Consider the following 25671-nt stretch of genomic DNA (forward strand, 5'->3'; position numbering starts at 1 on the left):
TGATGAGCCACTCCGAGGACCAGCCGGCACCGGGCGAAACATGTAGATCGATTACGCCAGCCGAAGTCCTCCGGGCGGGGTGGGCCTCACGGTCGGCGTCTGGATGGGTTGCTCTCAGAGTCCGAGTCGCGTGATGGGTCCGATGAGGCGAGCTGGACAAGGCGCGCCACCACCTCCGGCGGTAGGCCCTCCAAATCTCCGGTGCCTTTGAGCCTGCCCAGCAGGGGGTACAAGCGTTCCAACTCCTCGTAGTTCAACTCCTGCCCAGCCTCAGTGCGAAGAAGCCGAGATGCATTGAGGAGGTCCAGGTGGGCGGCACGGTCGGTGGCCTCGATCAAGTCCTCGTAAGCCCTGGTGCGCCCGACCCAAGCATGCAGAGTGCTGCCCAGGCGGGCCAGATAGACGGCGCGGTCGGGGTGGTCGTCCGGGGTGCTTGCGACAGCCGCACGGCGCACCTCGATGACCTCGATCAGGTCTTCCTGGGCTCCGGTGTGTGCGAACCGCGCCTGCAGAGCGTCGCCGAAGCTGGTCAGGATCAGGGCTTTGACGGGGTGTTGGTCGGGGGTAGCTGCGACAGCAGCGCGGCCCATGTCGATGGCTTCGTTCAGGTCTTCCTGAGTTCCGGTGTGTGCGAACCGCGCCTGCAGAGCGTCGCCCAGGCGGGCCAGGTGGGCGGCGCGGTCGGGGTGGTCGTCCGGGGTGCTTGCGACAGCCGCACGGCCCAACTCAATGACATCGTCCAGGTCAAGGGACCGCGGATCCCATCGGTGTAGTGCGTCGGCGTGCCGCGCCGCTGCTGTCATCAGCGCGCGGGCGCCCTGGAGACGACCACCCATTAGGACGCGCGCAGCCTCATATTCCACCGTCGCGTGGCTCTGAAGCGCAGAGAGCGAGCGGGGGTGCTCGGCCCCCAGGGTCGCCGACAACCGCTGCGCCGCGATTGCGATGACATCGCCCGCGCGTTCCATGCGCTCATGCTCGCCAGCTGCCCTGGCCGACTCGAACTCAGCCGAGGCCAATGTGACCAGGGCCGAGAGGGACTTTGGATGGTTACCGCCCAGGAGGCGTACGAGGCGCCGGACGAACCCTTCGAGCTCGTCAAGCAGCTGATCAGCCTCGGCGTCCCGGCCGACCTGGCGAAACACCTCAGCGAGCACTGCGGTCGCCAGCACCTGGACGTCTAACTGCCCCTCAGCCTCATGGTCGCCTCCTGCCGAGACGGCAGCGCGGCGGGCCCGGGCCGCAGTGTCAGCGGCCCCCTCTAGATTCTCCAGACGCAGCATCACGCACGCCTGATTCGCCAGCGTGGCGGCTGGCCACGAGCCGCCCTCGGCCGAGTGCGCGAGCAGCATGGCGGCTGTGGTGAGATGTCCCCGCTCGGCGAACGCCACGGCAAGTTGGTTGCGTACGGCCGCGTCCATGTTCAGCGCACCCGGATGCTGGCCGAAAGACGAGACCACCTGCTTCATCAGCAACCGGGAGGTGTCATACAGGCCGAGGGAGTCAAGTAGCGAGAGGAGATAGGTGACGTCCTGGCCGACCGACGGACGGCCGAGCAATTGCGGGTATCCGCAAAGCGCCCCAACCGCGGTCGCTACCTGTGCACGTGTCACACCGTCGCCCCGCAGCGCGTGCTCGGCGGAGCCAATCGCCTCCTGCCATGCACGGACCAGGTCGTCGTGTCCCCGGGAGCCGGTCACGCAGCACCCCCGTCCGGGTCCTCATCGATGATGTGCTTCAGGGCGCGATATCTCAGCTCAGCGACAAGCGAGGGGGCCAAGACTTTCAGGCTGGACAGCTGCTGGAAGATATCGAGCACACTTTCGACGCGGTCCGTCTGGCTGCGGAGGGACGGAGCGTCCGCAGATGGATCCTTGGCGGCGTGTTCTTGACGGGCTGGCTTTTCGGCCTGCTCTGTACCGTCTGGACGCAGAACATCTATGAGGTGAGCGGCGTCGAAAACGTCAAACCGTCCCATCACCTCATTCATGGTGGCGGCGAAGAGTACGTTCGCGCTGCGACTGGCGTCGGCACGGTCGGGGGCCTGCTCCAGGAGGATCCCGACGACTGCTGGCGTCCGGTCCGGGGCGAGTCCTTCGACCGGGCCGCCGGAATAGCCGGAATAATCACCGAGCCGCTGGTCAGGCGTCAGCTGCAGAGCCTCGATCGACGCGCCACCCTCGCAGAGGTACTGCACAGCTCCGCTGCTGATATGACCGCTGAGCTCCACCTCGTTCTTGGCGGGCCGATAGGGACCGCGCCAGCGATCCCCGCCGCGGGCAAGCCCAGGCATGGGCAATGAGCCTTTGAACTCGGCAGAGATCTTGATCAGGGCGAGGTCGGCATCCTTATCCTGGCGGCACACGTGTCCTGCTACGGAGCTGCCGTCGGGCAGCACGATATTCAAGTCCGCGTCTAACGCGGTCAGCCCGCGCAGACAATGGAGAGCGGTGAGAACGAACGGAACCGGCGGTATGTACCTGAAGTTCATGGAGCCACACGCTACGACGCAGCACTGACACTCTTGGTCCGCTTTTCCGTGTCGTGTCGCCTTGACCTGATATGGGCTGGTGCCTTTGGATCAGCGCGGGCCTGTGAACGCCCGGCCGCGCGACGGATGACGCCCCCGCAAGCTCCGTTGCCGAGGACCGGCCAGAAGTGTCACCACCTACGGCATCGGATGCACAACCACGCAGACACAGCGCTGATCGACGGGGGCCGGCCAGCGCGGAACAGGCATCGATGAGCCACCAGACAGCTCTGGCCGCCACTGAGGACCGCCGTCGCTGCACGGGCGAATCCCATCAATCCCTGCACTCACTGGTCAGCCCCGCAGGAGAAGCGCTGGCCATCCCCGCGGCGCGCCATCCGGAGCAGGCGGATCTGGAGGCCGCCCTGTTCCTCGCCACCTGCAAGATCGGCGGAGTTTCACGAGATCCCCTGGGGATCGTCAGCGTCCGGCCGGAACCAGAGCGGCTCGGCATTCGGATGCTGGCCGAGCCGTACGTGACCCGGTACTGGGCTGACATGCTGCTCCCCCGCTCGGTCGCGGACGACAGCAGTGACCCCCACAACCGCATCGCAGGTGTACCCGGGCTCCGATATCGCAGCGAGCGGGGCGGCATCTGCCTGTACCGCCCGGGAACGCCGGCCCGCATCCTGCTCACCGGCTTCAACCCCCGCTGGTGGGAGCGCGTCACCGACCTGCTGCGCGACGACTACCAGCTCCTGCAAGACCAATCGGACTGGACCCCGGACGAACGAGCGACCCACACCGCAGCCAGCGCCTTCCCAGTAAAACCGGCGCCCATCTTCTCCCCTCTGCTGCGCCGCATCCGTGCTACCGCAGGACCGGGAGAGATCAACGCAACCGACGCATGGAGCTCCAGGGGCGGCTTCCGGCTGGAGGCCACCGACGGCCCGCCCTGCCCCGATCTGGTCCGCCTTCTCGGTGACGGGCCGACCGGGCTGGGCTGGGAAGCCGATCACAAGACGTGCACCTGTCTGTGCGATCACCTCCGCGGCGGCTGCAATATCGACTTCCGTGACCCGTCCACGGGCTACTTCGTGTACTACTCGAACGGAAAGTGGGGCCGCACCCACGACGAGCGGCACCGCAGCTTCATGGCCGACGCGAACCGCGATGCCTTTGCCCGCTGACCGCTGATGCCGAAACAAGGCAACATGCGTACACGGTCTGTGCCGCCCGGCTGGTCACCCAGCCCGGCCACGGCTCCACTGCGGACGCTCCGTGCGGGATCATGTACGGCACGCTACCGGCCATCTGTGACATCAGAGACGGTGACCGGACGCCCCCCAGGCAGGGGAGACGTGCGGCAAGTCGGCCTGCGGGCAGGCATGTTGGGCGGTCAGGTGAGGGTGCCCCGACAAGCAAGAGGACGACGGGTCAGGGCTTCCACGTGCGGAGCATGGCGGCGATCCCGGCAGCGGTGGAACGCGGGCTGTTCAACTCGTGGGCGAGTGCGGTCAGTTGCTCGCGTGTCGGGTTGGCCGGGATGTTGCTGGCTTCGAGGTACATGACGGCGACGGCGCAGGCGACCGTCAGGTTGGAGCGCTCCAGCCAGCGGCAGCGGCCGAGGGTGTGCACCAGGGCGGCAGCGCGGGCGTAGGGACCGTCGTAGACGGGGCGCTCTAGGAGTTCGCCGCGGTGGCGGGCGACAGCGGCGACCGGCACGCCGTAGTCGTCGACACCCGGGTCACGGTGGCCGGCCCGTTCGGCGACTTCCAGGATCCAGGACTCGTCGACGTGCAGGATCACGCGGCGGCGCCCGGCTGCGGCTGGGCGTAGGGAGCGTCGAGCTGCTGCTCCAGGTCGTCGAGGAAGGCGCCGTGCTCTTCGATGAGGCGCTGCGCGGCGGCCATGCCGGCGGCGCGGGCGCCGGTGGTGTCTTCGATGATCAGACGCTCGACGTAGCGGTTGAAGTCCAGGCCGCGGGCGGCCGCGGCGTCCTTGCCTGCGGCGAGGACGTCAGGTTCCAGACGGACCTGGGTCTGCTTCTTCGGGGAGACCATACGCAAAGGGTAGCAGGGTGGTAGCAGGGGCGGGCTCCTGCCCGGAGGGCCTGCGGCCGGTCTTGTCCGCTCGGCATTTCCGCCCCTCTGGCCCTCATCGGTTCGCCACCAGCCGCCGACCCCAGTCACCGCCGCTAGCCTGCTCACCCTGACCGCAGGCGGCCGCGGGGTGATGCGCGGCTGGTGGGATGTCCGCGTACCGCGGAGCGGTCGATCGCGTTGTGGGTCGGCTCGTGGGGGTGTGGTTCAGCGTGACGGGTGCCTGATCCGGCCTGCAGCCTGGGGTCCGTGTCGGGAGCGGCTGCCGCGGAGGTGGGCTGGACCCGTCTCGCGTGTGGGCTCAGTGCGTCTTTACTCCGTCTGCTTGTTCCGCGAGCTGTTGCAGGGCCTGGGCGGACGCAGACCCGGGCTCTGCGGTCATCAGGATGAGGGACTGGTCGGGGGTGTCGGGCACGGGTAGGGATTCGAATTCGAGGGTCAGGTCACCGACCAGGGGATGGTGGTAGTCCTTGCTGCCGTGAGTGTGGCCGGTCACGTCGTGGTCGCTCCACCAGGCGCGGAAGTCGGGGTCCCGGTCTGACAGCTCACTGATGAGTTCCGTCAGGAGCGGATCGTGGGGGTGGCTGCCCGCGTACAGGCGGAGGGAAGAGACGGTGTCACGGCCGGCGGCGGGCCAGTTGGTGAAGAGGCTGCGGGCGGCCGGGTCGAGGAACACGTAGCGGGCCACGTTGCGTTCGCGGTGTGGCTTGGCGTCGAAGTCTGTGTACAGGGCGCGGGACAGCCGATTGCTGGCCAGGACGTCCATCCGACAGCCGATGATCATGGCAGGGGTGTCGTGCAGGCTGTCCACGAGACGGTGCAGACCGGGCCGCACGCGCTGAGGGGGCACCGGGCGAGATGACCGGGGGGCCGCGGTACGCCGGGCCAGGGCGAACAGATGGGCTCGCTCGGCAGCGTCCAGACGCAAGGTCTGGGCAATGGCCCCGAGGACGGTGTCGGAGGCGTTGATGGGGCGGCCGCGCTCCAGACGCGTGTAGTAGTCCGCGCTCACGCCGGCCAGCAGCGCGACTTCCTCGCGGCGCAGACCGGTCACCCGACGGCCCGCCCGGGCCGCGAGGCCCACCTGCTCCGGAGTCACCCGGGCGCGGCGTGACCGCAGGAAATCGCTCAGTTCCGCGTTGCCGCCTGCGCCGGAGGACGCACTGCTCACGGCTCCCAGCATAGGCGGCGAGCGGACCACAGCCCCTGGGAGAGGGGGTCTGGCAGACCCCGGATCGGCAGGCCCCTGGTGAAGGAGCCCCCTTTGGCCGGTCCGCGGGCGTCGAAGGTGCGCTTCGCTGGATGCACCGGCCCAAAACGGGCTGCACCGAACCGGCGATCGCCGCCGGAACAGCGCCTCGGCCGGACCGACGAGATCATCCGACGGAGGAATCCAGAAATGCCCGGACCCCAGCACAGTGCCCCCGAGCCCACCCGTACCGTGTCCATCGGATCGGAGCTGGTGGTCGACCGGATCGGCTACGGAGCGATGCGCCTGACCGGCGATGGCATGTGGGGAGAGTTCCCCGACCGCGAGGCCGGCGTCGCGCTGCTCAGGCGCGCTGTCGAGGCCGGCGTCACCTACATCGACACTGCCGACGCCTACGGCCCCCACACCAATGAGATGCTGATCCGCGACGCCCTGTACCCCTACCCCGAAGGCCTTGTGATCGCGACCAAGGGCGGCTTCATCCGGGGCGGTCCGGACTACGCGGACTTCGGCGCGGTGGGCAACCGCGAGTACCTGCGACAGTCGGCCCACCTCAGCGCCCGGCGCCTGGGTGTCGAGCAGATCGACCTCTACTACCTGCACAGCCCCAACGCCACCGACGTGCCATTCGCCGACCAGGTCGCCACCCTCGCTGAACTGCGCGAGGAGGGGCTGATCCGTCAGATCGGTCTGTCGAACGTCAGCCCCGAGCAGTTCCGGGAGGCATCCCGGATCGTCGACATCGCAGCCGTCACCGCTCTGTACAACCTCGGCGACCGCACAGGCGCCGACCTGCTCGCGGCAGTCGAGGAAACCGGCACGGTCTTCTCCCCCTGGTATCCCACCAGTCTGGCCAAGTTCTCCGCCGGCGCATCGGACGCAGGCCCTGACCCCGACGACGTCAACGCCGTCCTGAGCCCCATCCGCGACAAGCACGGCGCCACCGTGCCCCAGATCGCACTCGCCTGGCTGCTGCACCGCTCACCGTTGATTCTTCCCATCCCCGGCACGACGTCGCCCGCTCACCTCGACGAGAACCTCGCCTCGGCCGCGATCCGCCTCACCGCCGAGGAAGTCGACGCCATCACCCACTTGGTTCCCGAAGCAGTGCACGCAGCATGACCCAGAACAGCGGACCCCACGAAGGCGCCGTCATCGGCACGGACCGGCCGCGCTTAAAGCTGTGGGGACGAGCATCGACGTGACATCGATCAGCACGTACTGTCACGTTGGCGATCTTGTGGCGGGGTCCTGTCGCCTCGCTGACTGGCGAGCGCACCGCGGGCGACCGCGCGGGCAATGTGCTTCGTCAGCTGGCCAGGATCACGGAGGCGACCGTCCGCCATCCCGCGTCGGTACGGGCGGCCAGGTAGAGCACACGGACACGCTGGAACTCCCGCCCCTGGCTGTCCTGGCGCGCCCAGGTCACCTCGATTTGCGCGGCCCGCTCGTTGAGCACGCGTACCACCGGGTCGAGGGCCTTGCTGCCCCCGTAGTCGGCGTCGCGCAGTGCGCGCAGCTCGTGTGCGAGTCCCTGGAGAGTGCCTCGGCGGAGGTGAGAGCGGTGTGGGCCGTGCCCGTGGTCATGCTGATCGGCACCGAGAAGTAGTCGAGGAGCGGCGCGGGATCGGTGCTGCCCTTTGCTGCCAGTCCGATGAACGTCTCGACGTAGCTGTCGAACCATGCCTGTGCTTCGTTCGCGACGGCGGCCAGATCGGTGTGCGTCATGATTTCGTGACCCTTCTTGCAGAGATTTCAGGTGCGGGCTTCTTGGAGGGGAGTGCGCTATGCCGTCGTGTCACCGGTTCGCGAACGCGTTGGTGCCGGTTAGCTGGGCGGACAGGGTCCACAGGCGTGCGGCCTGTTCGGGGTCGACCGCGTAGGGCCGTACTCCGGGTGCGTCGTCCTGGGAGAGCAGGGCGATGTCGCAGTCGTTCAGGTAGACGCCGCCGGTGTGGGCCAGCTGCGGGGAGGCGGCCGCCCAGACCTGGGTAGCGGCACCCTGTTCGGGGGTCTTGAAACTGGGGGCCGTGTTGCCCTGGTCGTCGATCCAGCCGAAGGCGATCATCTCCTCGCGGGTCATGTGCCGCTGGAGCGGGGTCATGACGGCACCGGGGGCGACGGCGAAGGCCCGCACCTGGTGCTCGCGGCCGAGCGCGTCGAGGTGGACGGCGAACAGCGCGATCGCGGTTTTGGACTGTCCGTAGGCGACGGCCTTGTCATAGTCGTTTGCGAACATGACGTCGTCCCAGCGGATCGGCGAATAGCGGTGTCCGGCAGAGCTGAGCGCGACCACGCGCGCGCCGCCGTCGGCTGCCAGGGCGGGCCACAGCCGGTTCGTGAGTGTGTAGTGGCCCAGGTGGTTGGTGGCGAACTGCGCCTCCCAGCTGGGTCCGAGGCGGGTCTCGGGCAGGGCCATCACGCCGGCGTTGTTGATGAGGATGTCGATGCTGCGGCCGCTTGCCAGGAACTCGTCCGCGAAGGTGTGCACGCTGGCCTGGTCGCCCAGGTCGAGACGGCGCACCTCGACCCCGTCCACTGCGGTGAAGGCTTCCGCGGCCGCTTCCGGGCGGCGGACGGCTGCGACGACAGTCGCGCCGGCGCCCCGCAGGGCGCGTGTGGTCTCCAGCCCCAGTCCGGAACTACCGCCGGTCACGACTGCGAGCTTGCCGGTGAGGTCGAGGCCGGCCAGGACGTCGGCCGTGGTGCTGCGGGCCCCGAAGCCGGAACCGATGGGCTGCTGTGCTGTCATGATCGCCATTCCTTGCGCGTGGAGCGTCACGGTCAACGCCGTAACCGGGGAGTTCCCCGGTTAGTCATGACGGTAAGCGGGGAACTCCCCGGTTGTCCAGTTAGACTGGTCCCCCGATGAAGGGAGCAGCCTTGACCACCAAGCCGAGCGTGTTGCGCGCCGATGCCCGCCGTAACCGGGAGCGCATCCTCGAAGCGGCCGTACGCGCCTTCTCCGAGAAGGGCCCGGACGTCGCGATCGACACGATCGCCAAGGCCGCGGGCGTCGGCTCGGCCACGCTCTACCGCCACTTCCCCACGCGCGAGGCGCTCGTCGAGGCGGCCTACCGCAACGAGCTGGCCCGCGTCTGCGACAGCGCCGCGAAGCTGCTGGCCGACAACCCGCCCGACCGGGCGATCCGCCTGTGGATGGACGACTTCATCGACTACCTGGCTGCCAAGCAGGGCATGGCGGACGCGCTGCGGGCCGCGGTCGCATCCGGTGCGGACCCCTTCGCCGAGACCCTCGACAAGCTCGCCACCGCGCTGGGCACCCTGCTGCACGCCGGCGCCGACGCCGGTCTCCTGCGCCCGGGCATCGACCCCTTCGATGTCGGCTTCAGCCTGGCCGGCATCGGGCTGATCACCAGCGCTCCCGACCAGCGCGAACGGGCCGGACGCCTCCTCGACCTGCTCCTCGACGGCCTCCGGTACGGAGCGGACGGATCGGCGTCCGGCTCGTGACCCGGCTTTGGCCGCAATCCTCGCCGGCTTTGTGACGTCAGCGGTCCAGCAGCCCCGACCGCGTTGCGGAGCGCGAGCCACTGACACGGGTCAGGAAATGCGAAACAGGCACTGAATCGGTTTCGGACCCATCGGACAGGGCCTAGCGCAGCGGGCAGAAAGCCCTACACGGGCTACTCGTTGAGCAGCGGCGCGAGCGTCATGCGTAGTTCGTCGAGGCCGCGGTAGTGGAGGGCGGCCATTCCGGCCTCGCGGGCTGCGGTGACGTTGGCTTCGGTGTCGTCGATGAACAGGCAGCGCTCAGCCGCGGCCCCCACGCGTTCGGCCGCGATGCTGTAGACGCGGGGGTCGGGTTTCGCGACGCCGATGCGGGCGGTGTTCACCACAGTGTGGGCAAGGCTGTCTAGTCCCTGGCGGGCGAGGTCCTGCTCCAGTCGTGTGGTTCCGTTGGAGACCAGGGCCACGGAGGCGACGTCGCGGACGCGGGTGAGCAGGTCCACACCAGGTCGACGACAGGGAGGAGTTCGCTCCACGCGGCTACAGCGGCGCGGGCCCGCTCCTTCGAGCCGCAGCTGTTGGCGAGGTCGGCCGCCACGGCGGACCTCCACTGGTCATCGGTGATCTGCCCGGTGATGGCGGGGTGGATGCGGGCCGGGGCGAAGGCCGCGGCCGCGAGTGCGCCGGCGGGTAGTCCGTGAGCGTGTTCGATCTCGGTGTCAGCGGGCCAGTGCCGCAGGACGCCGTCGACGTCGCAGAGTACGGCGGCATACGGCATCGAAGGGTGGGGCGGGCGGTGCTGAGTCATGCCCGCAGTGTGCTGTCCCGCGCGGTGCGGGGAATGCTCATCCGGCCAGGACGACGGGGCGCATGGGTGCACCATGCGCGAGGACGCCGGTGAGCAGGTCGGTGAGACCAAGCGGGTAGATGGTCTCGGCCGTGGCTCGCAGTTCGGCGAGGGTCCACCAGCGGTGTTCGCGAATGTTGTCGGGCTGCGATGCCCGGGCCGGGTCGACGTCGGCTGCGGAGACTCGGGTGAGGAAGTACTTCTCCACCTGGCGGACCTCACGGCTGCCGACGAGGTGGTCCTTGCTGCGCTCCGCGAGCTGCGCCCCCAGTTCGACCGCCCGAGCGGTGGGGGTGGGTCTCGTAGTCGCGGGCGAGGCGTCGGTGGTGCATGAGCCAGCCGAAGGTCCGCTCGACCACCCAGCGTCGGGGGATCACCTTGAACCCCTTGGTGCCGGGGTCGCGTTGGACGACCTCGACGTGGATGCCGAGGTGCGCACCGTGATCGATGGCTTTGGTTCGGTAGCCGGTGTCGGCCCACGCTTTGGTCACCCGAGGGCTGGTGGTGGCGATCCGGGAGAGCAGGTGGATGCCGCCGACATTGTCGGAGACGCTGGCGGCGGTCACCCAGACGGCTAGCAGCAGGCCGAGGGTGTCGACACCGAGGTGGCGCTTGCGGCCTGCGATTTTCTTGCCCGCGTCGATGCCCTGGCCGGCCGCGGGCACGTTGGCGGAGGTCTTGACGCTCTGCGCGTCCAGTACGCAGGCGCTCGGCTCGGTATCCCGGCCTTCGGCCTGGCGGACCAGACGCCGCAGCAGGCCGTTGAGCTGGTCAAACATGCCTTCCTTCTGCCAGGCGGCGAAGTAGCCGTAGACCGTCTCCCACGGTGCGAAGTCGTGCGGCAGGTAGCGCCAGGGGATGCCGGTGCGATCCACGTAGAGGATGGCGTCCATGATGCGGCGCAGGTCGTGCTCGGGCGGGCGGCCGATGTCCAGTCCCTTGCCTCTGCGCTCGGCCCGCCAGGCGGTGAGCGTGGACCCGATCAACTCCCAGCGCGCATCGGACAGGTCGCTGGGATACGGGCGCTGTCGCGTCATGTTTCGGTAGTACCGTCGGGCACGACGCACCCCCAGGGCGCAAACAGCGTCAACCGGGGGCGCTTTGGGATCAGACAGGAGCGACCCAGCTCAAACGGGCGGAGGTATGGAGTCTCCTGTCGCACAGCCCGCATTGACCACTCTTGCCTCAGCAGTCACAGACCCCCTCGTCCCCCGAAGCGGCACCAAACAACCTCGCCGGGACAAAACGCTCTTATAGTGCCTGTTTGCAAAGGCTCCTGGGCTGCACGCGGACGGATTCACAAAATCGTAGGGGCCTGCCGCAGGCCGAGACCAGTGGCCGCTATGGCGTCAGGCGCGCGAGGGCTTCAGCCGCACTGCTCGCCGCTTCATCGTTCTTCGTGGCTGCTGCTTTGGTGTACCAGTCGCGTGCGATGTCCGGGGCGCCTTGCCGTTCTTCGAGAGTGCCGAGGTTGAACATGGCCCAGGGAGCTGCATGGGCCCTCTTTGCGGCAGCCTTTTCGCACAGGCCGCGGATGGTGGCCGCTACTCTGCCCTCCCACGGCTGCGTCACGTCCAGAAGTACTCCGGTCAGCCCGCTCTCTCGGGCATGTGCGCGTTCAGTCGTGATCGCACGCGTATACCAGTCGCGTGCGGTGTCCGGGGCGCCTTGCCGTTCTTCGAGAGTGCCGAGGTTGAGCATGGCCTGGGCAGCCGCTTTGGTGTGCTTCGTGGCTGCTGCTTTGGTGTACCAGTCGCGTGCGGTGTCCGGGGCGCCTTGCCGTTCTTCGAGAGTGCCGAGGTTGAGCATGGCCTGGGCAGCCACTTCGGTGTCCTTCGTGGCTGCTGCTCTGGTGTACCAGCCCCGGGCGGTGTCGTCGTTCCCTTCAGCTGTTTCCAGGTCGGCCAAATACTGCATGGCCAAAGGGGCGTTGAGCCGGTGTTGCATGATGACCTTGTGGTACCAGGCCCGCTTACGCCGCGCACCGCGCGACGTCCCGACGAGGAAGCACAAGCCGACCGTGGAAAGCCCCGCATAGGTGGCGTACTGAAGCACAGTGGTGATCGGTAGCGAAAAACTCACGCTGCAGGCCACTACAAGGATTGCTGTCGAGAGGAGCGGATCCGTCAATATGGTTTTGTACGCCGCATAAATTCCGTAGATGCACAGAGGGATCGCCCCGCTCAGCACGGCGACTGCCTGCACCTGCCCAGAGGTGTTGTCGGCGACGGCCTGAACGGAGATGGCCCACAGATAGACGATGGCGAGGGTGCGGACGAACTCCATGGACAGGGACTTGGGCGCGTAGGGGGCGTGTCTTCGCAGCAGCTGGCGCCAGGTCGTGCGCTTGAGGGATGTTCTCCTCAGAGCCACCGCGATGGCACTACGCTCGAGCCAGTCCCACCTCTGCGAGCCGTGGAGCAAACACTCGACGTCCACGCTGCCGTCTGCTTCCCGGCCGAGGGCGACAACAAGATCGACCACGACACTGGACCTGCTCACGCCGCTCAGCACAGTGGAGGCCTCGGGGTGCAAACCGCGGGCTCGGAGAGTCTTCGTCAGCTCGACGAGACGCTCGGCCGAGGACGACCGGCCGACCAGCGTCAGCAGGGTGGTCGCCGAGTCCGTGGGCAGCTCGGTGATCAGATCCACCAGCTCGGGGACAGGGCGGGCTGCGGCCTCCGTGAGGACGCCCTCAATCTCATGGCTCTGCTGGTTCTCCGTCAGGGAGGAGACCAGCCCGACGATCTCATGAACCGGGCGGTCCTGGACGGCTTGGCGGAGGAAATCGCTGACCTCGTCCCACATTCCCGCCTTCGGAAGTAGCTCCGCAAGTGTCGCCACGTCGGCCACCGGACCGCGGGCGAGGGCTGCCAGCCGGACTTCCCTGGCTGTCGGGCTCGATTCGATGAGAGTCTGCAGAATCCGTGCTCGCTGGTCCCCAGCCGTTGGGGGTGTCCCCTTGCGGGATGCACGCTCGGCTTCGAGATCGGGATCGTAGGCGCGGTTGGGAAACGTGACGCGGTCAGCGGTGTTACGGACCGCGCGCTGGGGCACCGGCCGACGCTTGGCACGCAGGGACTGGTCAAGGTGCTTGAACAGGGTGTCGAGATCAAGGTAGCGGCCTGCGTCGGGAATCCCCCGGGAAAGTACGTCGAGCAGTTCGCCGGTGAACGCCGTGTACGGTTCGCCCGGAACAGAAATGGCTTTCTTGGTCTCGGCCGCGGCAGCGATCACGTAGGTGCCCTCAGCGCGAGCTTCTTGGGCCACCGTCATCGCCGGCTCGCCGGACGCCATGCCCAGAGCACGTCCGCTGTAGCAGCAGTCGAGGACGACGATGCGACGTCTGGCGCGGCTCTTGACCAGTTGTTCCTTGACCTGCCCGTACGGGACAGATGTATAGGACCGGTTCGGCTCCGAACCGGTCAAAGCCAGGTGGAGTTCCAGCGTTCCGGGCGTGGGCAGCCCGTGACCGGCGTAATACACCAGGAGCGCGTCTGTGGCCTCGGTGGCCGCCTGGTCGATAGGGCGGACCAACTCTTGGGGCGTGGTTGGATTCAGCACCACGACGCAGTTCTGCTCGGGTAGCCCCCACACGTCAGGAGAGCGCAGCAGAGTCGCGAGCGCTTCGAGATTGGCCGCGACGGCAGGAAGATCGTCCATCTGGTCGCTGGTGTAGACACTGGTCCCAATGAGTACCGCACGGGACGCCGACGGGACAGGAGGTGCGCTCACTCCTCAAGTGCCCTGATGAGTCGGGCGATCGCTTCCGGGTCGCTGTCGTTCAGGGTGACCTTGACGCCAGCGCGTTCGACTGTCACAGAAGAGGGCGTCGGGCGGGTACCTCGCCAGGCAACGTAGGCAAGGCCGAGGTTCAGCATCTGAAAGCCGCTGTCGATCACCAGCTTCACGAGTTCGAGCGCACTCCCCATCTCGCCCTCGCTGGTCTGCGGGCTCTCCCACGAGATCAATGCGTAGTAGCGGATATCCGGCTCATCGCTAAGCCACTGGGCGAACGACTGCAGTTCCTCCTCCGTGCCGTCCACACGGATTCGGAGCACATCGGACATGTGCGCCCCCCTTTCCCCGATCGCGCCCCACGGCAGAATAGAGTGTCAGAAGGAGTTCTGCTCTGTCCTCCACCCAACGGGGTGTGTGAATGGTTACCACTGCCCGGTGGCCTGCTGGACGAAGAGCGGGTGAGTCAGGCGCCTGGTCATCAGGGTGATCGCCGCCCAGGTGATCAGGGCCTCGCTGTGCTGCGGCAGGCGTTCGTAGTCGCGGACGAGGCGGCGGGCGTGCATGATCCATCCGAGGCTGCGTTCGACGACCCAGCGGCGTGGGAGGACGACGAACCCGGTGGCGTCCTTGGGCCGGGACACGGTGCGGATGGTGAGGGACAGGAACTGCTTCGCCCAGTCGACGAGCTTGCCGGCGTAGGCGGAGTCCGCCCAGACCACGGTGAGTTCGGGGTGCATCAGGCGGAGCCGGAAGAGAACCTCCCGCCCGGCGTCACGGTCCTGGATGTCGGCTGGGGTGACCATGACCAGCAGGGGCAGCCCCTTCGTGTCCACGACCAGGTGCCTCTTCCTCCCGTTGATCTTTTTTCCCGCGTCGTAGCCCCGGCTGTTCTTGCCGACGGTCTCCGCGGCCTTCACCGACTGGGAGTCGATGACGATCGCGACGGCCTGCGGGGCCCGGCCCATGCCCTGGCGGATGCGTCGGCGCAGAGCGTCACGGATGACGCTGAGCACGCCTGCGGCGGCCCACTTCGCCATGAATCCGTAGACCGTGCGCCACGGAGGGAAATCGAGAGCCCGGTATTTGCAGCCCGAATCCACGAGACACCTGATCGCATCCACGACGTCCCGGCGTGGCCACTTCTCGGGCCGGCCGCCCGCCGGGGTCTGGCAGGCCGGGACGGGCAGCAGCGGTTCGAGCAGAGCCCACTCGGCTGCGGTGGTGTCGGAGGGGTAGGTGCGTCGGCGCACGGTTTCACCTTGAGTTCGATCACGAGGTCTTCGAGGAGACCAGCAGGTCGAGGGTCGATTCGACGGCGGCGAGCTGGGTGACGAGGTAGGCGACCCACTTGTCGGCGGGGTGCAGGGTGGCGTGCGGAGCGACCGTGCCGGTCATGAGCCGGCGGATCTCGACAAGGTGCTCGTGGATCTCGCCGATCTCGTACGTGCGCAGCAGGTCGGGGTCCCCGCTGAAGCGGTAACCGCCGTCCAGCAGCCACACGATCGGCGGCCAACCCTTCTCGGCGCACTGGTCGCGCAGCATGGCCAGCCCGGAACGGACCTGGCTCCTGGTCAGCTCACATGCTCTTATCAGCTGGGGCAGCTCCAGGCCGACGCCCTGGGCCTCGAACAGCACCTTGCGCAGGCGATCCGCGTGGGAGCGGGCCGCGTCACCCTTCTTCCGGGGGCGCCCCTTGCGGCGCCGGGACTTGGCGCGGGGCACGGCTACTCGCCCCGGATCAGCCGCTCAAGCTCGGTCTCCAGGTCGACCTCGCCCGTGTCGACGGCGTGCTCCACCCACTCCAGGGTGGCCTTCACCCGTGCCACGTTCTCGTGGATCACCGCGCGTTCCTCGTCCGACAAGGTCCTGTCCCGCAGGCGCGGGACGATCCGCCCGGCCGTCGTGACCAGGGCGTGGAAGGCGCCGACCAGCTCGATGAACTCGATCGAGCGCTCCAGCCGGCGGATCGTCGGGGCGACCGGCGCGTCGCGGTGGAATGCCTCGCGGGACTCCTCGTCGTTGTGGTGCTGGGCCTCATGGACCAGGAAGCGGGTGGTGTCGTCGGCCATGGCTCGACGCGCAACGGTGGGCCGGCGCAGGATGTTCGTGGTGACCTCGGTGGCGACGTCGTCGTCCCGTGTGAACTCCTCCACGACTCGCACCTTGTCCTCCGCCCTGACCTGGGAGGCGACGGCCGGGCGGCGCAAGAAGTCGGTGGTCACCTGGGCGGCGACCTCTTCGTCCCGGACCAGGCGGTGGATCGCCCTGGCCCCTGAGTAGTCACCGCTCAGCACACGGCGCAGTGCAGCCTTGGCGCTCACCAGGTCAATACCAAGTTCGGCTCGCAGCACCCGCATCATCACGACACTCTTCGCCGACGGACTGACCACCTGCAGCCTCGCTGGCCCATACTCGGACAGCATCTGATCCCGCCGTTCGCTCGGCAGGTCTCCACCACACACGGCGACCGCAAATCCACAGGCGGAACACGTTGACTCGACATCCCACCGCAAGCGGCCGCCCACGAGGGCCTGGACACCACAGCACTCCAGCTCCGCACCACAGTCCTGACACATCGCGGAGTACCTGACGGATTCGAAAACGGCCTGCTCCATCCCCCACCCCCAACAGGGACGAGGTTAAACGACAAGCTCAGAGTCCGTGGGTGTACAGGTCGCGTGAGTGGATATCTGAGCGGATCCGCCGTGACCGTCGGTCTCGGGCAGGGCGCTCGCCCAGCGGTACAGGGTGTCGCGGTACACGTCGGCGAAGGCCTTGTCGTGTCCGGTGCACTCCCGCTCTGGTGGCCGAGGACCGACCGCCCCCACGTCACCTCGTCCGTGGCCGGACGACGGCGTGACCTGGGCGGCGGCCCGTGCGGCGGCCGGGCTGAACCGCCTGCGGCGTGCCGGATGCCCCCTGCGGGGTCATGATGAGACTGCCCGGCCGCCGCGGGAGCGCCGGGCGGGAAGGGGCAGGCGATGGAGCTGTTCCCGCCGGTGCCGCTGGTGGAGTGGCGCGACACCAAGGAGACGCTGCACCGCTTCGCGCAGATCGTGGGCAAGATCCGCTTGGCCGCGAGCGCCCGGCGTAACCACTGGTGGAACGTCCCGTTCCATGTCACTGGGCGCGGCATCACCACCCGTCCGATGGGTCAGGTCGACGGGAATCCGATCTTCACGATCGACTTCGACTTCGTCGACCACCGGCTCGCCGTTATGACGCTGGACGGCCAAGAGCGGTCCTTTCCGCTTCCGGGCCAGTCCGTCGCATCCTTCTACGACCAGACCCTGGCCGCTCTGGCCGCTCTGGGCATCCGGGCGGACATCGCTATTCCCAGGCCCTTCGATCTGTCCGACGCCGACCGGCCGTTCGCCGAGGACACCGAGCACGCGACCTACGACCCGGTGGCCGCAAACCGCTACTGGCGAGTGCTGAGCCAGGTGGCGTCCGTGCTGGAAGAGTTCGCGGCGGGCTTCTCGGGAAAGGCCAGCCCGGTGCACCACTTCTGGCACACGTTCGACATCGCCCACAGCCGGTTCTCCGGGCGCCGGGTCGACCAGCCCGGGCAGGTCGACCCCGTCACCCGGGAGGCGTACTCCTCGGAAGTGATCAGCTTCGGCTTCTGGTTCGGCGACGACACCTTCGCCGAGCCCGCGTTCTACTCGTACACCGCCCCCGAGCCCGCCGGCCTGGCCGAAGCGCCACTCAGCCCGGCGTCCGCGCAGTGGGTCGCGGGCGGAGACAGCCACCTGGCCGTGCTGCGCTACGACGCGGCCCGCGCCGAAGCCGATCCACGTGCCGCTGTGCTCGCCTTCTACGAAAGCGCCTACCAGGCCGGGGCCGGACGCGCCGGATGGGACATCGCGGCGCTTGCGTGCCCCGGCGGAATCACGGACCCGGTCCGTCGCATCTGACGAATTCGGTCAGCAGTGCAGGGCAGTGCAGTGGTCAGGCTTCGGTATCGGTGCGCGCCAGGATGCCCTTGAGCAGGCCCGTGGACTGGCCGACCTCGATGAGGTAGCCATCCGGGTCGCGCATGTAGCAGCGCAGCTCGGCGCGCCGGTCGATGGGCGGGGTGAGGAACTCGGCTCCCTTGGCGCGGGCTGCCGCGTAGAAGCCGTGGATGTCCGCCACTCGTACGTTCAGGAAGCTGGAGACGGTGTGGCGGTCCTCCGGCGGGCGCAGGACGACGTCGGGTTTGTCATCGGTGGGCCCGCCCCCGGGGTTCATGATGATCCAGCTGTTGGCGACCTTGATGATGCAGGGGTTCTCCTCCAGCACCACCTGCCCGCCCAACACATCGGCATAGAACGCCCGCGAGCGAGGGACATCGCCGACCGTGAGAAAGTGCGTGAGCAGCAGACCCTCGGCCGGTGCGGGAAGGTCGTCGGCTGAAGCGCCGGCGGCGATGAAATCGGACATATGGCGAGCGTAAGGCGGGAGCCCCCGCCCGGCATTCCCATCCGGCAGAGCCCGCCGGGCATCAGGCCCCGCCGGCACGGTCGGCCGCCGAGCGCCGCCAACCTACTGGTTCCCACCCAATCGCTACCGCGGACACTCCGACCTGACCCGGACAGCACGTGCTGCCAAAAAGGGTGGCTCCCATTCCCACTGTCGAACACGGAACTGTGCCGGTGTCCATCCGTTTCACAGACGGAGCAACGCGGCTCTCACTGCCGTTACCAGAGTGGCTCCCGTTCACCTTGCCGAACAGATGGGTCCCGATACCCAGGTCAAGGCCACCAGCAATGAGGGCTGGTGCCTCGAACGCCAAGACCGAGAACGAGTCGCTGTCATCCATTCACGGCTGACCGCTGCACTGAGCGAGCATTCCTCCAGGCTCGCCACCTGCATCAATGAGAACGCCCTCGTCAAGTGAAACGCTCACCCACCAACTCAAGCACTCGCCCGCCAAGTGAAACGCTCAGTCACATCTGCTGTGACTGAGCGTTCTCGTTGGTTCTGACCGGTCTTCCGTGATGAGTACGCCCGGCAGGGGACCCGGGCGATGCCGATACGGAGCGGCATATCGTGTCCAGGCAAGGGGCATCTCCATCACGGGGGGGCGGACATGACAACAGATGACCAAGAGGCGGAGATGCGGGTTGCGGCCGATCCCGATCCAGCGTCGCCTGCGGATCTGGTGCGGCGCATCGAGCACATCGCACTGGCTCAAGGTTTCGACTTGGGCGAGGTGCGGACTCGCTCGGGATGGGACGCCGGCGCCGAGGTGAGCACCGATCGGGGAACGGTCGTTGTTTCCCCTTGCGCGGAGGATTCCTTCTGCATACGGATCCTCCGCCACCGTGGCTTCGCGTCCTCGGAGGGGTGGACGAACGACCTTGTCGCTGCGGTGGGGGCCGCGAATCTGTGGCACCAGGGCGGTAGTCTGCGGGAGCTGCACGACCGCTTCCCGTTCATGAGCTGGAGCGAGCTGGCGCAGGCGTTCGAGGATGGTGACCCTGCTCCCGCGAAGTGGCGTGAGCTGCTTTCCAGCGAGTGGCACCTGCGTGATCGACCGTTCCTAATGGCGGCCCACGCACACCCTCAACTGCGGAGGTTCTGGCCCGACATCAGCCACAGGAGTCTGACGCTGTGCCGGACGCCGTTCGACTTGGAATCGGGCCTTGTGAAGATCTGGCCTCTGGAGGAAGGCCGCTATCGAGTGACCATGTATCCGGGTGAGTTCTGGCGTGAGGTGTCCTCGCTGAGTGTGGCACTTGAGGTCGCCGCTGCCTGTTTCGCTTCCGTTCCGGATTCGTAGCCGCCCGACGCGCAGGCGGAGCATACAGGATCGTTCAGTCTGGGGATGCCTTGTCTATGCAGGCTGAAATGCTCGAAGAGTTGCTCTTCCCTGGGCTGAAGCTCGCTGTGCGGCAGCTGACGGTGGTTGAAGGAGCCTTGATAGTCGATGCCGCCGCCTGCGCGCCGGCCGGGACGTGTCCGCAGTGCGAACACCCTGGCGTGCGCGTTCACAGCCGTTACTGGCGGCACATAGCAGGGTTGCCCCTCACCGGCCAGAAAATGGTTGTGCGTCTTCGTCGAACAGGTGGCGGGTCTGACCGAGCCACGGCTCCGTTCTTCGACCGCGGCGCGGGCAGCCATGAGGACAGTCGCGGTGGAGCTTGGAGGCCGTCCGGGTCAACGCCTCTGCACGAAGCTGCGACTCCATGGCCGACGCACTGCACTGCTGGGGCAGCTCAAAGCACCACCCGTGTCAGCCAGGGCACCGCGGATACTCGGCATCGACGAGTTCGCCTTCCGCAAGGGCCGGACCTACGGTAGCGTCCTCGTCGACATCGAGACCTCCAAACCGGTGGACGTGCTGCCTGATCGAGAGACTGGCACGGTCACCGCGTGGCTCCAGGAGCACCCCGGCGCCGAGACCGCCTGATGGCATTCACCAAGGCCATCAGGCAGGCCGCCCCGGATGCGCTGGAGGTGGCAGATCCCTGGCACCTTCTCCAGAACCTCTCGACGGCTGTGGAGAAGACTTGCCGTCAGCACCGTGACTGCCTACGGCGGCCAGCCGGATCAGAGGCCAACAGAGGTTCGAAGTCGCCTCAAGCACATGTTGCTGCATGCGAGTTGAAGTCGGCCAGGATCGAGGTCGGCGCGTATCTCGTAGCGGGTCCATAGCCGTTTGAACTGGGGCAGCCAGGCGAAGGTTCGCTCGACCACCCAGCGGGTCTTGGAGCCGTGCGGAGCACCGCGTCGGGCGATCTTGGGTGGGATGCCGCGGGACCGGAGGATGCGGCGCCGGGCTGGCCGCGCTCATCGGCGTCCATGAGGCGGATGGGCGGTTCGCAGATGAACGCTCCCTCCACAGGTCGTCGGCGCCAGCTGGCGACGTCAAAGGCACGTTCGGCACGTAGGTGCGGTGATCCGCAATACGTCTGCAACAGGCGACAATGTGGCACGATCCGCGCCCGCCTGTCTCAGCAGTTCGCGCTATAGCGGATGCAAGCGGGTGACGGGGAGTGGTTGTTGTCCCACCCGTGCCGCGCGGACGCCAGTACTCCGCCTGCCAGGAGGGCCACCAGCAGGTGTGCGATCACCGTCCAGCGGGCACGGAAGATTCCCGCGAGAACTGCCAGGATGAGTACGGCGATCAGCAGAATCCGTACCCGCCCGATGTGCGCGAGGCTGGCCGCGTCGATCCGTGCTTCGTCGCCTTGCGCTGCCCATACCTCCAGGCCGAGGCCGTATATCCAGTCCAGCGCGAGCCACGCGGTCTCCAACAAGAACAGTGGGATCGCGAGGGCGAGGTCTATGCCCAGGCGTGTTCTGTGCGACCAGGGGCGCCGGCGTTCCGGGGCTGAAAGGGTGTCAGTCATGGGTGCAGGGTGCCGCGCCTGGTGGTGATGCGCATGAGCACCCGTACTCAACTCTGGCCCGGCGGAGGGGCGGTGACTGTTGCGTCCTGAGAAGTGCCCAACCAGTCCGCATTGCAGTACCGGTGCGAGATCGTCACGTTGTCCCGCGTATCCGCCCCACCCTGGACCATCGCCGTGGTGTGGTCGACTTGCGGCGCGCGCGGGTCACGCGGATCGGCCTCGCATGGCACAGGCGTCAGGCAATGACCGCACTCCCAACCGTCCCGCTCACGGATCTCCTTCCGCGTGTGCGCCTCCCGCTCCACGGCAGCCAGTCGCGGCTCCGGGCGGCGCATCGGGTCGAGTGCCGATGCTGTCCGGAACATATCCACGCCGACGGCTGACGAGTGGTCAGGGGCAGTCGTATGTGAGGTGCGTGGCCACGGTGCGGTGGGTGGGAGTGAGGATGCGCAGTTCGGCTCGTGCCCTGTAGCGGCCCTTGCCCTGGAAGGTCCACAGGAGGTGCAGCCGTGCCTGCCTCTGGCCCCGGGCCACCGTTTCCCGCAGGACGGCCGAGGCGGTGCCGTCGCTTCGGCTCCAGCGATAGGAGAGCGTGCCCGGCCGATCGTTCGTGGTGACCAGACCGACGATATCCGCGGTGCCGTCGCAGCCGACGGTCGTCGGCCGGACGGCGACTGCCACCGTGCGCACCCCGACGGATGGCTGGAAGTACTGCCAGGCCAGGAACGCGAGGACGCAGACCAGCACCAGCGCGGGCAGAGCGTGTCTGCGCATGGGCCGACGCGGGGGTGCGGGGGCTGGTGGCACGGTGGGCAGCGTTCTATCGGTGCGGTGCGCGACGGCGGCCGTCACTCCCGGGCCGAAACGCAGCACGGTGCCTTCGACACGGTCGGGTTGCGTCGGTGCGGTCGGCGTGATCTGCGTGCCGGGCGGTGCGACGAGAGTGTCGGTGTCGTCGGGCTCGGGCCGCTGGATCCAGTGGCTGGCCAGCACGGTGGCGCTGTACTCGGCGTCGTTCGGGCCGGTTTCGTGGGCCGGGGGGTGTTCGGCGGTGGAGGCGAGGTGGGTTGTGGGGGCGTGTTCGTCGCTGGGGTCCAGTACGTGGGTGGGTTCATCGGTGGGATCGACTACGCGGGTTGGTTCGTCGGTGGGGTCGAGCACGCGGGTGGGCTCGCAGTCGTCGGCAGGGGTGCGGTCGTTCTGAGCGGTCATCGGAGGTCACACTGCCTGGTCAGAAGCTGCTGCGAGGCGCCGCCGTTGGCGGCGGCCGGGGTCGTCGTGGCCTGCACCGCCCAGTAGCACCCCTTGTTCTGGAAGGTGTGGTCGACGGCGAGCGAGTACTGGGTGGCGCCGCTACGTTCGAAGGTCTGGGGCGCACCGTCCGGGATGCCGAGCACTCCTGCGGAATCGCTGGTGAACCACGAGACGGTGATGGAGATCGGCCCGGTGCCGTCCGTGGTGATGTCGACGGTTGCCGCGGCGGTGGACGGACCCGTCTGCCGGAACGCCGACACCGCGACGTCCTTGACTGCGGGAGCGGCCGGCACGGTGGGGGAAGCGGTGGTCGGTGTCGCGTCGGTGGTCGCACCGCCGGACGTCGTCTCCCCGGACGGCGTCACGGTGACGGACATCGAAGGCTCGCTGGCGCCGGTGGTGTCCGGAGACGGTGGGCCCGAAGGCGACAGGCTCGGGGACACAGTGGCGATCGGGGACGGGGACGCATGGGCCGACGAGGCCGATGCAGTGGGCCCCTGCGACGTCACGCCGGGCTGGGCGCTGGTGGTGGCGAGGGCCTTGGCCGTCGGCTGCGGATCCGCTGCCCGGGCGTGCTGGGCGGCGTAGGTCAGGAGGATGCCCAGGAGCACGGCCGCCGCCGACACCAGCATCCCCGCCCGGCCGGGGAGCCACGACCGAGCCGGGCCGTGGCCCGCTGCCTGGACCAGGACCGTGCGTGCGGTGTCCGTCGTGGTCTGCGGGGCTTTGCGCGCTGAGGGCAGCAGCAGCGGCAGCAGTGCGACCAGCGCGGCGAGCCGTCCCCGACCGCGTTCCTCCCAGTCGGGCCCATAGGCGGCGCCGGCGGCCGCCTCCAGTTCCGAGACGAACGCCTCGGCGTGCTCGGGCCGCTCCTCCGGGTCCTTGGCCAAGCCGCGCCGCACCAGTGCGCGCACCGGCTCGGGGACCTCGTCGGCGGGGACGGGCGCGTCGACGTGCCGCAGCGCGAGTTCGGCGATGTTGTCACCCGAGTACGGCTTGTGGCCCGTCAGGCACTCGAAGAACGTGGCCGTGGCCGCGTACACGTCGGCGGTGGGAGAGGCCGGCGCGCCGGTCCACTGTTCCGGGGCCATGTAGGAGGGGGTTCCCGCGACGCCGACACTGGTGCCGGTATCCACCGCGATCCCGAAGTCGACGAGCTTGGACGAACCGTCCGGCACGACCAGGACGTTCTCCGGCTTGTAGTCGCGGTGGACGACGCCGATGCGGTGCGCGTCGGCCAGGCCGAGCAGCGAACCCTTGAGGATCACGAGCGCGGCCTCGGGATCCAGCGGACCCCGCCTGGCCAGCAGGTCCCGCAAGGAGACACCGTCCACCAACTCCATCACGATGGCGGCGCCGTCCGGGCTCTCGACGTACTCGTACAACCCGGCGACGTACGGGCTTTCCAGCCCGCCGAGCAGCCGCGCCTCGGCCCTGAACTCGTGCACGAATCCCGGCCGGGTGCGCAGTGACTCGCTGAGGTACTTCACCGCGACCGGAAGGCCGGTCCCCTCGTGCACGGCCAGTACGACCCGTCCGCTCGCCCCGGATCCGAGCTCCAGCGACTCGGTGTATCCGGGCACCGCCCATGCGTTCATTCCGTCCCCCCAGATCCGCTGTGCCGACCGAGATCCCACTCGTTCCGGCGCTTCCGGCACGCGTTCAGAGACACATTTTCGGCCACTGCGGTTGCGGTGCGGCGCCGCGGACGTCACGGGTTGACCACTCCTGGCAGGGGCACCGCGGAGCGCGGCGGTCTCTTTGGCGGCCGGTGGACCGCCGCTGGCGGGTCCTGTGGATCGTGGCCGTCCACGGGCAGATCGCGCTGACGTACGTGCTCCGCCCGACGAGGGCACAGGCCACCGAGGTTGCCGACAGAAGGGAGACGGGCATTACGCTGACCGGGCGCTGACGGCGGACGTGTACCCCCTACGCCGGCCGGGCGTTGACGGCGAGCAAGGGAGGCGCTTGGGCGGGACGGCACCCCCCGGGACGGTCCTGGTCGTGGACGACGACGCGGCCATCCGGCGGTCACTGGAGCGCGGGCTGCGGCTGAGCGGTTTCGCGGTCCGCACCGCGCCCGACGGGCTCGGCGCGCTCGCTGCCGTCGCGGACGGCCCGCCCGACGTTCTCGTCCTGGACGTGTCGATGCCCGGGATGAGCGGCATCAAGGTGTGCGCGCGGTTACGCACCGACGGCCGGGATCTGCCGGTGCTCATACTCTCCGCGCTCGACGAGACCGCCGACCGGATAGCTGGCCTGCAGGCCGACGGCGACGACTACCTGGTCAAGCCGTTCGCCCTGCAGGAACTTGTGCTGCGGCTGCGCGCGCTGCTGCGGCGCCAGCCGCCCGCCGCCCAGGAACAGGCGTTGCGGGTGGCGGACCTGCTGATCGACCCCGCCGCCCGCACCGTACGGCGTGGCGGATGCCCGCTGGACCTCACCCGGCGCGAGTTCGAGCTGCTGAAGGTGCTGGCACGCAACGCCGGGCTCGTCCCCTCACCCGTGACCAGCTGCTGGAGCGGGTGTGGGGCTACGACTTCGACGTGCGCAGCGATGCCGTCGACACCTCCGTCAGCTATCTGCGGCGCAAGCTGGAGGCCGACGGCGCACCACGGCTGATCCACACCGTGCGTGGGGTCGGCTTCGTGCTGAGGGAGGAGCCGTGAGGCTGTCGGCCCGGATCGGACCGGCGGTCGGCTGCACGGCGCCGCTGCTGGTACTGACCTGCGGATGGCTGCTACTCCAGCTCGTCGCCCGCGATCTGCACCGCGCCGAGGACGACCACCTGCGGGAACGGGCGGCGGCCGTCGCCCCGGACGCCCGGGCGTTGCTGCGGGCCGGCGCGGCGGGTCGGCCCAAGGCAGCGGACGCCCCTGAACGCGCCCTCTACAGCGCAGCGCTCGACGTGGGCGTACGGGTGGTGGGACCGGACAGTTGCTTCAGCGGCGGCCCGCAGCCCGGTTCCGACGTGCCGCTGCCCGCGCGCACGGGGGCACCAGTCACCGAGCGCGCAGATGGCACCAGCTCGCGGGCGCTGGCCCGCCCGGTGCGCACGCCGCTCGCCTCCGGCACCCTGTGGGTGTTCGCGTCGGACACCGCCGACCGCGGACAGCAGCGGCTGGTCCGGCGCCGGGTGCTGGTCACCACTGTGCTCGCAGCCCCCGGTCCGGCCTGCTGGCCTGGGGGACGGCCGCGGGTGCCACCGCGCCGCTGCGCCGGCTGACCCGCCGTAC

The 25671-nt window shown here is 68.5% G+C and carries 30 protein-coding genes and 3 pseudogenes; 10 read left to right on the top strand and 23 right to left on the bottom strand.

Annotated features, from left to right (window positions below):
- Positions 1-86: 86 nt before the first annotated feature.
- Complete coding sequence (locus CRP49_RS36425; RefSeq protein ID WP_097257745.1) at positions 87-1700, bottom strand: hypothetical protein; 1614 nt, start codon at positions 1698-1700, stop codon at positions 87-89.
- The gene (locus CRP49_RS36430) at positions 1697-2491 is read right to left on the bottom strand and encodes a serine protease (RefSeq protein ID WP_097257746.1); all 795 of its coding nucleotides are present in this window, start codon (positions 2489-2491) and stop codon (positions 1697-1699) included. The genes CRP49_RS36425 and CRP49_RS36430 overlap by 4 nt, the downstream gene beginning before the upstream one ends.
- 251 nt (positions 2492-2742) lie before the next feature.
- Between CRP49_RS36430 and CRP49_RS36435 the strand changes: the two genes are divergently transcribed.
- The gene (locus CRP49_RS36435) at positions 2743-3660 is read left to right on the top strand and encodes a hypothetical protein (protein ID WP_101375766.1); all 918 of its coding nucleotides are present in this window, start codon (positions 2743-2745) and stop codon (positions 3658-3660) included.
- Between the two features lie 247 nt (positions 3661-3907).
- Here the strand turns inward: CRP49_RS36435 and CRP49_RS36440 are convergent, their stop codons facing one another.
- From CRP49_RS36440 to CRP49_RS36450, 3 genes are all read right to left on the bottom strand, one after another.
- Positions 3908-4279, bottom strand: coding sequence for a fic family toxin-antitoxin system, toxin component (locus CRP49_RS36440; RefSeq protein WP_097257748.1), 372 nt, complete (start codon positions 4277-4279; stop codon positions 3908-3910).
- On the bottom strand, positions 4276-4533 hold the full coding sequence (locus tag CRP49_RS36445) for a hypothetical protein (protein WP_229854811.1): 258 nt from the start codon (positions 4531-4533) through the stop codon (positions 4276-4278). Before CRP49_RS36445 ends, CRP49_RS36440 begins: the two co-directional genes overlap by 4 nt.
- Positions 4534-4873: 340 nt before the next feature.
- Entirely contained in the window at positions 4874-5743 is an 870-nt protein-coding gene (locus tag CRP49_RS36450) for a helix-turn-helix transcriptional regulator (protein WP_257033732.1), read from the bottom strand.
- 228 nt (positions 5744-5971) lie between these two features.
- Between CRP49_RS36450 and CRP49_RS36455 the strand changes: the two genes are divergently transcribed.
- Positions 5972-6904, top strand: coding sequence for an aldo/keto reductase (locus tag CRP49_RS36455; RefSeq protein WP_097257750.1), 933 nt, complete (start codon positions 5972-5974; stop codon positions 6902-6904).
- 187 nt (positions 6905-7091) lie between these two features.
- Here CRP49_RS36455 and CRP49_RS49340 read toward each other — a convergent pair whose 3' ends face one another.
- From CRP49_RS49340 to CRP49_RS36460, 3 genes are all read right to left on the bottom strand, one after another.
- Positions 7092-7301, bottom strand: a complete 210-nt coding sequence (locus CRP49_RS49340) for a hypothetical protein (RefSeq protein WP_373560438.1) — start codon at positions 7299-7301, stop codon at positions 7092-7094.
- Positions 7208-7510, bottom strand: coding sequence for a hypothetical protein (locus CRP49_RS46605; protein WP_143670074.1), 303 nt, complete (start codon positions 7508-7510; stop codon positions 7208-7210). Before CRP49_RS46605 ends, CRP49_RS49340 begins: the two co-directional genes overlap by 94 nt.
- Positions 7511-7580: 70 nt before the next feature.
- Positions 7581-8537 (bottom strand): SDR family NAD(P)-dependent oxidoreductase, encoded by a 957-nt coding sequence (locus tag CRP49_RS36460; RefSeq protein ID WP_097259208.1) that lies wholly within the window; start codon positions 8535-8537, stop codon positions 7581-7583.
- A gap of 128 nt (positions 8538-8665) precedes the next feature.
- On the opposite strand from CRP49_RS36460, the gene CRP49_RS36465 reads away from it, so the two are divergent.
- Positions 8666-9256 (top strand): TetR/AcrR family transcriptional regulator, encoded by a 591-nt coding sequence (locus CRP49_RS36465; protein WP_097257751.1) that lies wholly within the window; start codon positions 8666-8668, stop codon positions 9254-9256.
- 173 nt (positions 9257-9429) lie between these two features.
- Here CRP49_RS36465 and CRP49_RS48435 read toward each other — a convergent pair whose 3' ends face one another.
- From CRP49_RS48435 to CRP49_RS36505, 9 genes and pseudogenes are all read right to left on the bottom strand, one after another.
- A complete protein-coding gene (locus tag CRP49_RS48435; RefSeq protein ID WP_306459789.1) occupies positions 9430-9756 on the bottom strand; it encodes an HAD-IA family hydrolase in 327 nt (108 codons plus the stop codon).
- Positions 9660-10061: a hypothetical protein gene (locus tag CRP49_RS48440; protein WP_143670075.1), complete on the bottom strand. Its 402-nt coding sequence runs from the start codon at positions 10059-10061 to the stop codon at positions 9660-9662. The genes CRP49_RS48435 and CRP49_RS48440 overlap by 97 nt, the downstream gene beginning before the upstream one ends.
- 37 nt (positions 10062-10098) lie before the next feature.
- Positions 10099-10308, bottom strand: coding sequence for a hypothetical protein (locus CRP49_RS36475; protein WP_097257752.1), 210 nt, complete (start codon positions 10306-10308; stop codon positions 10099-10101).
- Positions 10309-10381: 73 nt separating this feature from the next.
- Positions 10382-11137: pseudogene (locus CRP49_RS36480) on the bottom strand (IS5 family transposase); the annotation flags it as partial.
- A gap of 304 nt (positions 11138-11441) precedes the next feature.
- Positions 11442-13835, bottom strand: a complete 2394-nt coding sequence (locus CRP49_RS36485) for a caspase family protein (protein WP_097257753.1) — start codon at positions 13833-13835, stop codon at positions 11442-11444.
- Positions 13832-14170 carry a hypothetical protein gene (locus tag CRP49_RS36490; protein WP_097257754.1) on the bottom strand — a complete coding sequence of 113 codons (339 nt, stop codon included), beginning with the start codon at positions 14168-14170 and terminating at the stop codon, positions 13832-13834. The genes CRP49_RS36485 and CRP49_RS36490 overlap by 4 nt, the downstream gene beginning before the upstream one ends.
- Positions 14171-14263: 93 nt before the next feature.
- A complete protein-coding gene (locus CRP49_RS36495) occupies positions 14264-15091 on the bottom strand; it encodes an IS5 family transposase (protein ID WP_097257755.1) in 828 nt (275 codons plus the stop codon).
- A gap of 19 nt (positions 15092-15110) precedes the next feature.
- Positions 15111-15563 (bottom strand): RacP protein, encoded by a 453-nt coding sequence (locus CRP49_RS36500; RefSeq protein ID WP_179851948.1) that lies wholly within the window; start codon positions 15561-15563, stop codon positions 15111-15113.
- 2 nt (positions 15564-15565) lie between these two features.
- A complete protein-coding gene (locus CRP49_RS36505; protein WP_143670077.1) occupies positions 15566-16162 on the bottom strand; it encodes a DUF6192 family protein in 597 nt (198 codons plus the stop codon).
- Positions 16163-16822: 660 nt separating this feature from the next.
- On the opposite strand from CRP49_RS36505, the gene CRP49_RS36510 reads away from it, so the two are divergent.
- The gene (locus tag CRP49_RS36510; protein ID WP_097257757.1) at positions 16823-17758 is read left to right on the top strand and encodes a DUF5996 family protein; all 936 of its coding nucleotides are present in this window, start codon (positions 16823-16825) and stop codon (positions 17756-17758) included.
- Between the two features lie 34 nt (positions 17759-17792).
- On the opposite strand, the gene CRP49_RS36515 is transcribed toward CRP49_RS36510, so the two are convergent.
- On the bottom strand, positions 17793-18266 hold the full coding sequence (locus CRP49_RS36515; protein WP_097257758.1) for a VOC family protein: 474 nt from the start codon (positions 18264-18266) through the stop codon (positions 17793-17795).
- Positions 18267-18915: 649 nt separating this feature from the next.
- On the opposite strand from CRP49_RS36515, the gene CRP49_RS36520 reads away from it, so the two are divergent.
- The 4 genes from CRP49_RS36520 (at position 18916) to CRP49_RS49350 (ending at position 20483) form a co-directional block, all read left to right on the top strand.
- Positions 18916-19608 carry a DUF6193 family natural product biosynthesis protein gene (locus tag CRP49_RS36520; protein WP_097257759.1) on the top strand — a complete coding sequence of 231 codons (693 nt, stop codon included), beginning with the start codon at positions 18916-18918 and terminating at the stop codon, positions 19606-19608.
- 68 nt (positions 19609-19676) lie between these two features.
- Positions 19677-20129, top strand: a complete 453-nt coding sequence (locus CRP49_RS49345; RefSeq protein WP_373560416.1) for a transposase family protein — start codon at positions 19677-19679, stop codon at positions 20127-20129.
- Positions 20059-20238 (top strand): transposase, encoded by a 180-nt coding sequence (locus tag CRP49_RS47170; protein ID WP_179851949.1) that lies wholly within the window; start codon positions 20059-20061, stop codon positions 20236-20238. Before CRP49_RS49345 ends, CRP49_RS47170 begins: the two co-directional genes overlap by 71 nt.
- A complete protein-coding gene (locus CRP49_RS49350) occupies positions 20238-20483 on the top strand; it encodes a transposase (RefSeq protein ID WP_107487135.1) in 246 nt (81 codons plus the stop codon). The genes CRP49_RS47170 and CRP49_RS49350 overlap by 1 nt, the downstream gene beginning before the upstream one ends.
- On the opposite strand, the pseudogene CRP49_RS36530 reads toward CRP49_RS49350, so the two are convergent.
- The 5 genes and pseudogenes from CRP49_RS36530 to CRP49_RS36545 form a co-directional block, all read right to left on the bottom strand.
- Positions 20379-20603, bottom strand: a pseudogene (locus CRP49_RS36530) (IS5/IS1182 family transposase); the annotation flags it as partial. The gene CRP49_RS49350 and the pseudogene CRP49_RS36530 overlap by 105 nt on opposite strands.
- 179 nt (positions 20604-20782) lie before the next feature.
- Positions 20783-21181, bottom strand: a complete 399-nt coding sequence (locus CRP49_RS36535) for a DUF6234 family protein (RefSeq protein ID WP_257033734.1) — start codon at positions 21179-21181, stop codon at positions 20783-20785.
- A gap of 47 nt (positions 21182-21228) precedes the next feature.
- A complete protein-coding gene (locus CRP49_RS49355) occupies positions 21229-21546 on the bottom strand; it encodes an HNH endonuclease (protein ID WP_373560439.1) in 318 nt (105 codons plus the stop codon).
- A gap of 25 nt (positions 21547-21571) precedes the next feature.
- Positions 21572-22393: a hypothetical protein gene (locus tag CRP49_RS36540; RefSeq protein WP_097257761.1), complete on the bottom strand. Its 822-nt coding sequence runs from the start codon at positions 22391-22393 to the stop codon at positions 21572-21574.
- Positions 22390-24033 (bottom strand): serine/threonine-protein kinase, encoded by a 1644-nt coding sequence (locus CRP49_RS36545; protein WP_097257762.1) that lies wholly within the window; start codon positions 24031-24033, stop codon positions 22390-22392. Before CRP49_RS36545 ends, CRP49_RS36540 begins: the two co-directional genes overlap by 4 nt.
- A 370-nt stretch (positions 24034-24403) precedes the next feature.
- Here CRP49_RS36545 and CRP49_RS36550 point away from each other — a divergent pair.
- A pseudogene (locus tag CRP49_RS36550) lies at positions 24404-25104 on the top strand (response regulator transcription factor).
- A complete protein-coding gene (locus CRP49_RS48445) occupies positions 25101-25661 on the top strand; it encodes a hypothetical protein (RefSeq protein ID WP_257033735.1) in 561 nt (186 codons plus the stop codon). Before CRP49_RS36550 ends, CRP49_RS48445 begins: the two are co-directional and overlap by 4 nt.
- Positions 25662-25671: the final 10 nt, after the last annotated feature.

The organism is Streptomyces sp. Ag109_G2-15 (assembly GCF_900215565.1).
Taxonomy (GTDB): domain Bacteria; phylum Actinomycetota; class Actinomycetes; order Streptomycetales; family Streptomycetaceae; genus Streptomyces; species Streptomyces diastatochromogenes.

What these genes read in the sequence shown, in the direction of transcription:
- CRP49_RS36490 (WP_097257754.1), bottom strand. Translation starts at nt 14,170, where the DNA reads ATGTCCGATGTGCTCCGAATCCGTGTGGACGGCACGGAGGAGGAACTG.
- CRP49_RS36445 (WP_229854811.1), bottom strand. Translation starts at nt 4,533, where the DNA reads ATGGTCTCCCCGAAGAAGCAGACCCAGGTCCGTCTGGAACCTGACGTC.
- CRP49_RS48440 (WP_143670075.1), bottom strand. Translation starts at nt 10,061, where the DNA reads ATGACTCAGCACCGCCCGCCCCACCCTTCGATGCCGTATGCCGCCGTA.
- CRP49_RS49345 (WP_373560416.1), top strand. Translation starts at nt 19,677, where the DNA reads ATGCTCGAAGAGTTGCTCTTCCCTGGGCTGAAGCTCGCTGTGCGGCAG.
- CRP49_RS36520 (WP_097257759.1), top strand. Translation starts at nt 18,916, where the DNA reads ATGACAACAGATGACCAAGAGGCGGAGATGCGGGTTGCGGCCGATCCC.
- CRP49_RS49355 (WP_373560439.1), bottom strand. Translation starts at nt 21,546, where the DNA reads ATGTTCCGGACAGCATCGGCACTCGACCCGATGCGCCGCCCGGAGCCG.
- CRP49_RS36455 (WP_097257750.1), top strand. Translation starts at nt 5,972, where the DNA reads ATGCCCGGACCCCAGCACAGTGCCCCCGAGCCCACCCGTACCGTGTCC.
- CRP49_RS36430 (WP_097257746.1), bottom strand. Translation starts at nt 2,491, where the DNA reads ATGAACTTCAGGTACATACCGCCGGTTCCGTTCGTTCTCACCGCTCTC.
- CRP49_RS46605 (WP_143670074.1), bottom strand. Translation starts at nt 7,510, where the DNA reads ATGACGCACACCGATCTGGCCGCCGTCGCGAACGAAGCACAGGCATGG.
- CRP49_RS36535 (WP_257033734.1), bottom strand. Translation starts at nt 21,181, where the DNA reads ATGACTGACACCCTTTCAGCCCCGGAACGCCGGCGCCCCTGGTCGCAC.
- CRP49_RS36510 (WP_097257757.1), top strand. Translation starts at nt 16,823, where the DNA reads ATGGAGCTGTTCCCGCCGGTGCCGCTGGTGGAGTGGCGCGACACCAAG.
- CRP49_RS49350 (WP_107487135.1), top strand. Translation starts at nt 20,238, where the DNA reads ATGGCATTCACCAAGGCCATCAGGCAGGCCGCCCCGGATGCGCTGGAG.
- CRP49_RS36515 (WP_097257758.1), bottom strand. Translation starts at nt 18,266, where the DNA reads ATGTCCGATTTCATCGCCGCCGGCGCTTCAGCCGACGACCTTCCCGCA.
- CRP49_RS36435 (WP_101375766.1), top strand. Translation starts at nt 2,743, where the DNA reads ATGAGCCACCAGACAGCTCTGGCCGCCACTGAGGACCGCCGTCGCTGC.
- CRP49_RS36545 (WP_097257762.1), bottom strand. Translation starts at nt 24,033, where the DNA reads ATGAACGCATGGGCGGTGCCCGGATACACCGAGTCGCTGGAGCTCGGA.
- CRP49_RS36540 (WP_097257761.1), bottom strand. Translation starts at nt 22,393, where the DNA reads ATGACCGCTCAGAACGACCGCACCCCTGCCGACGACTGCGAGCCCACC.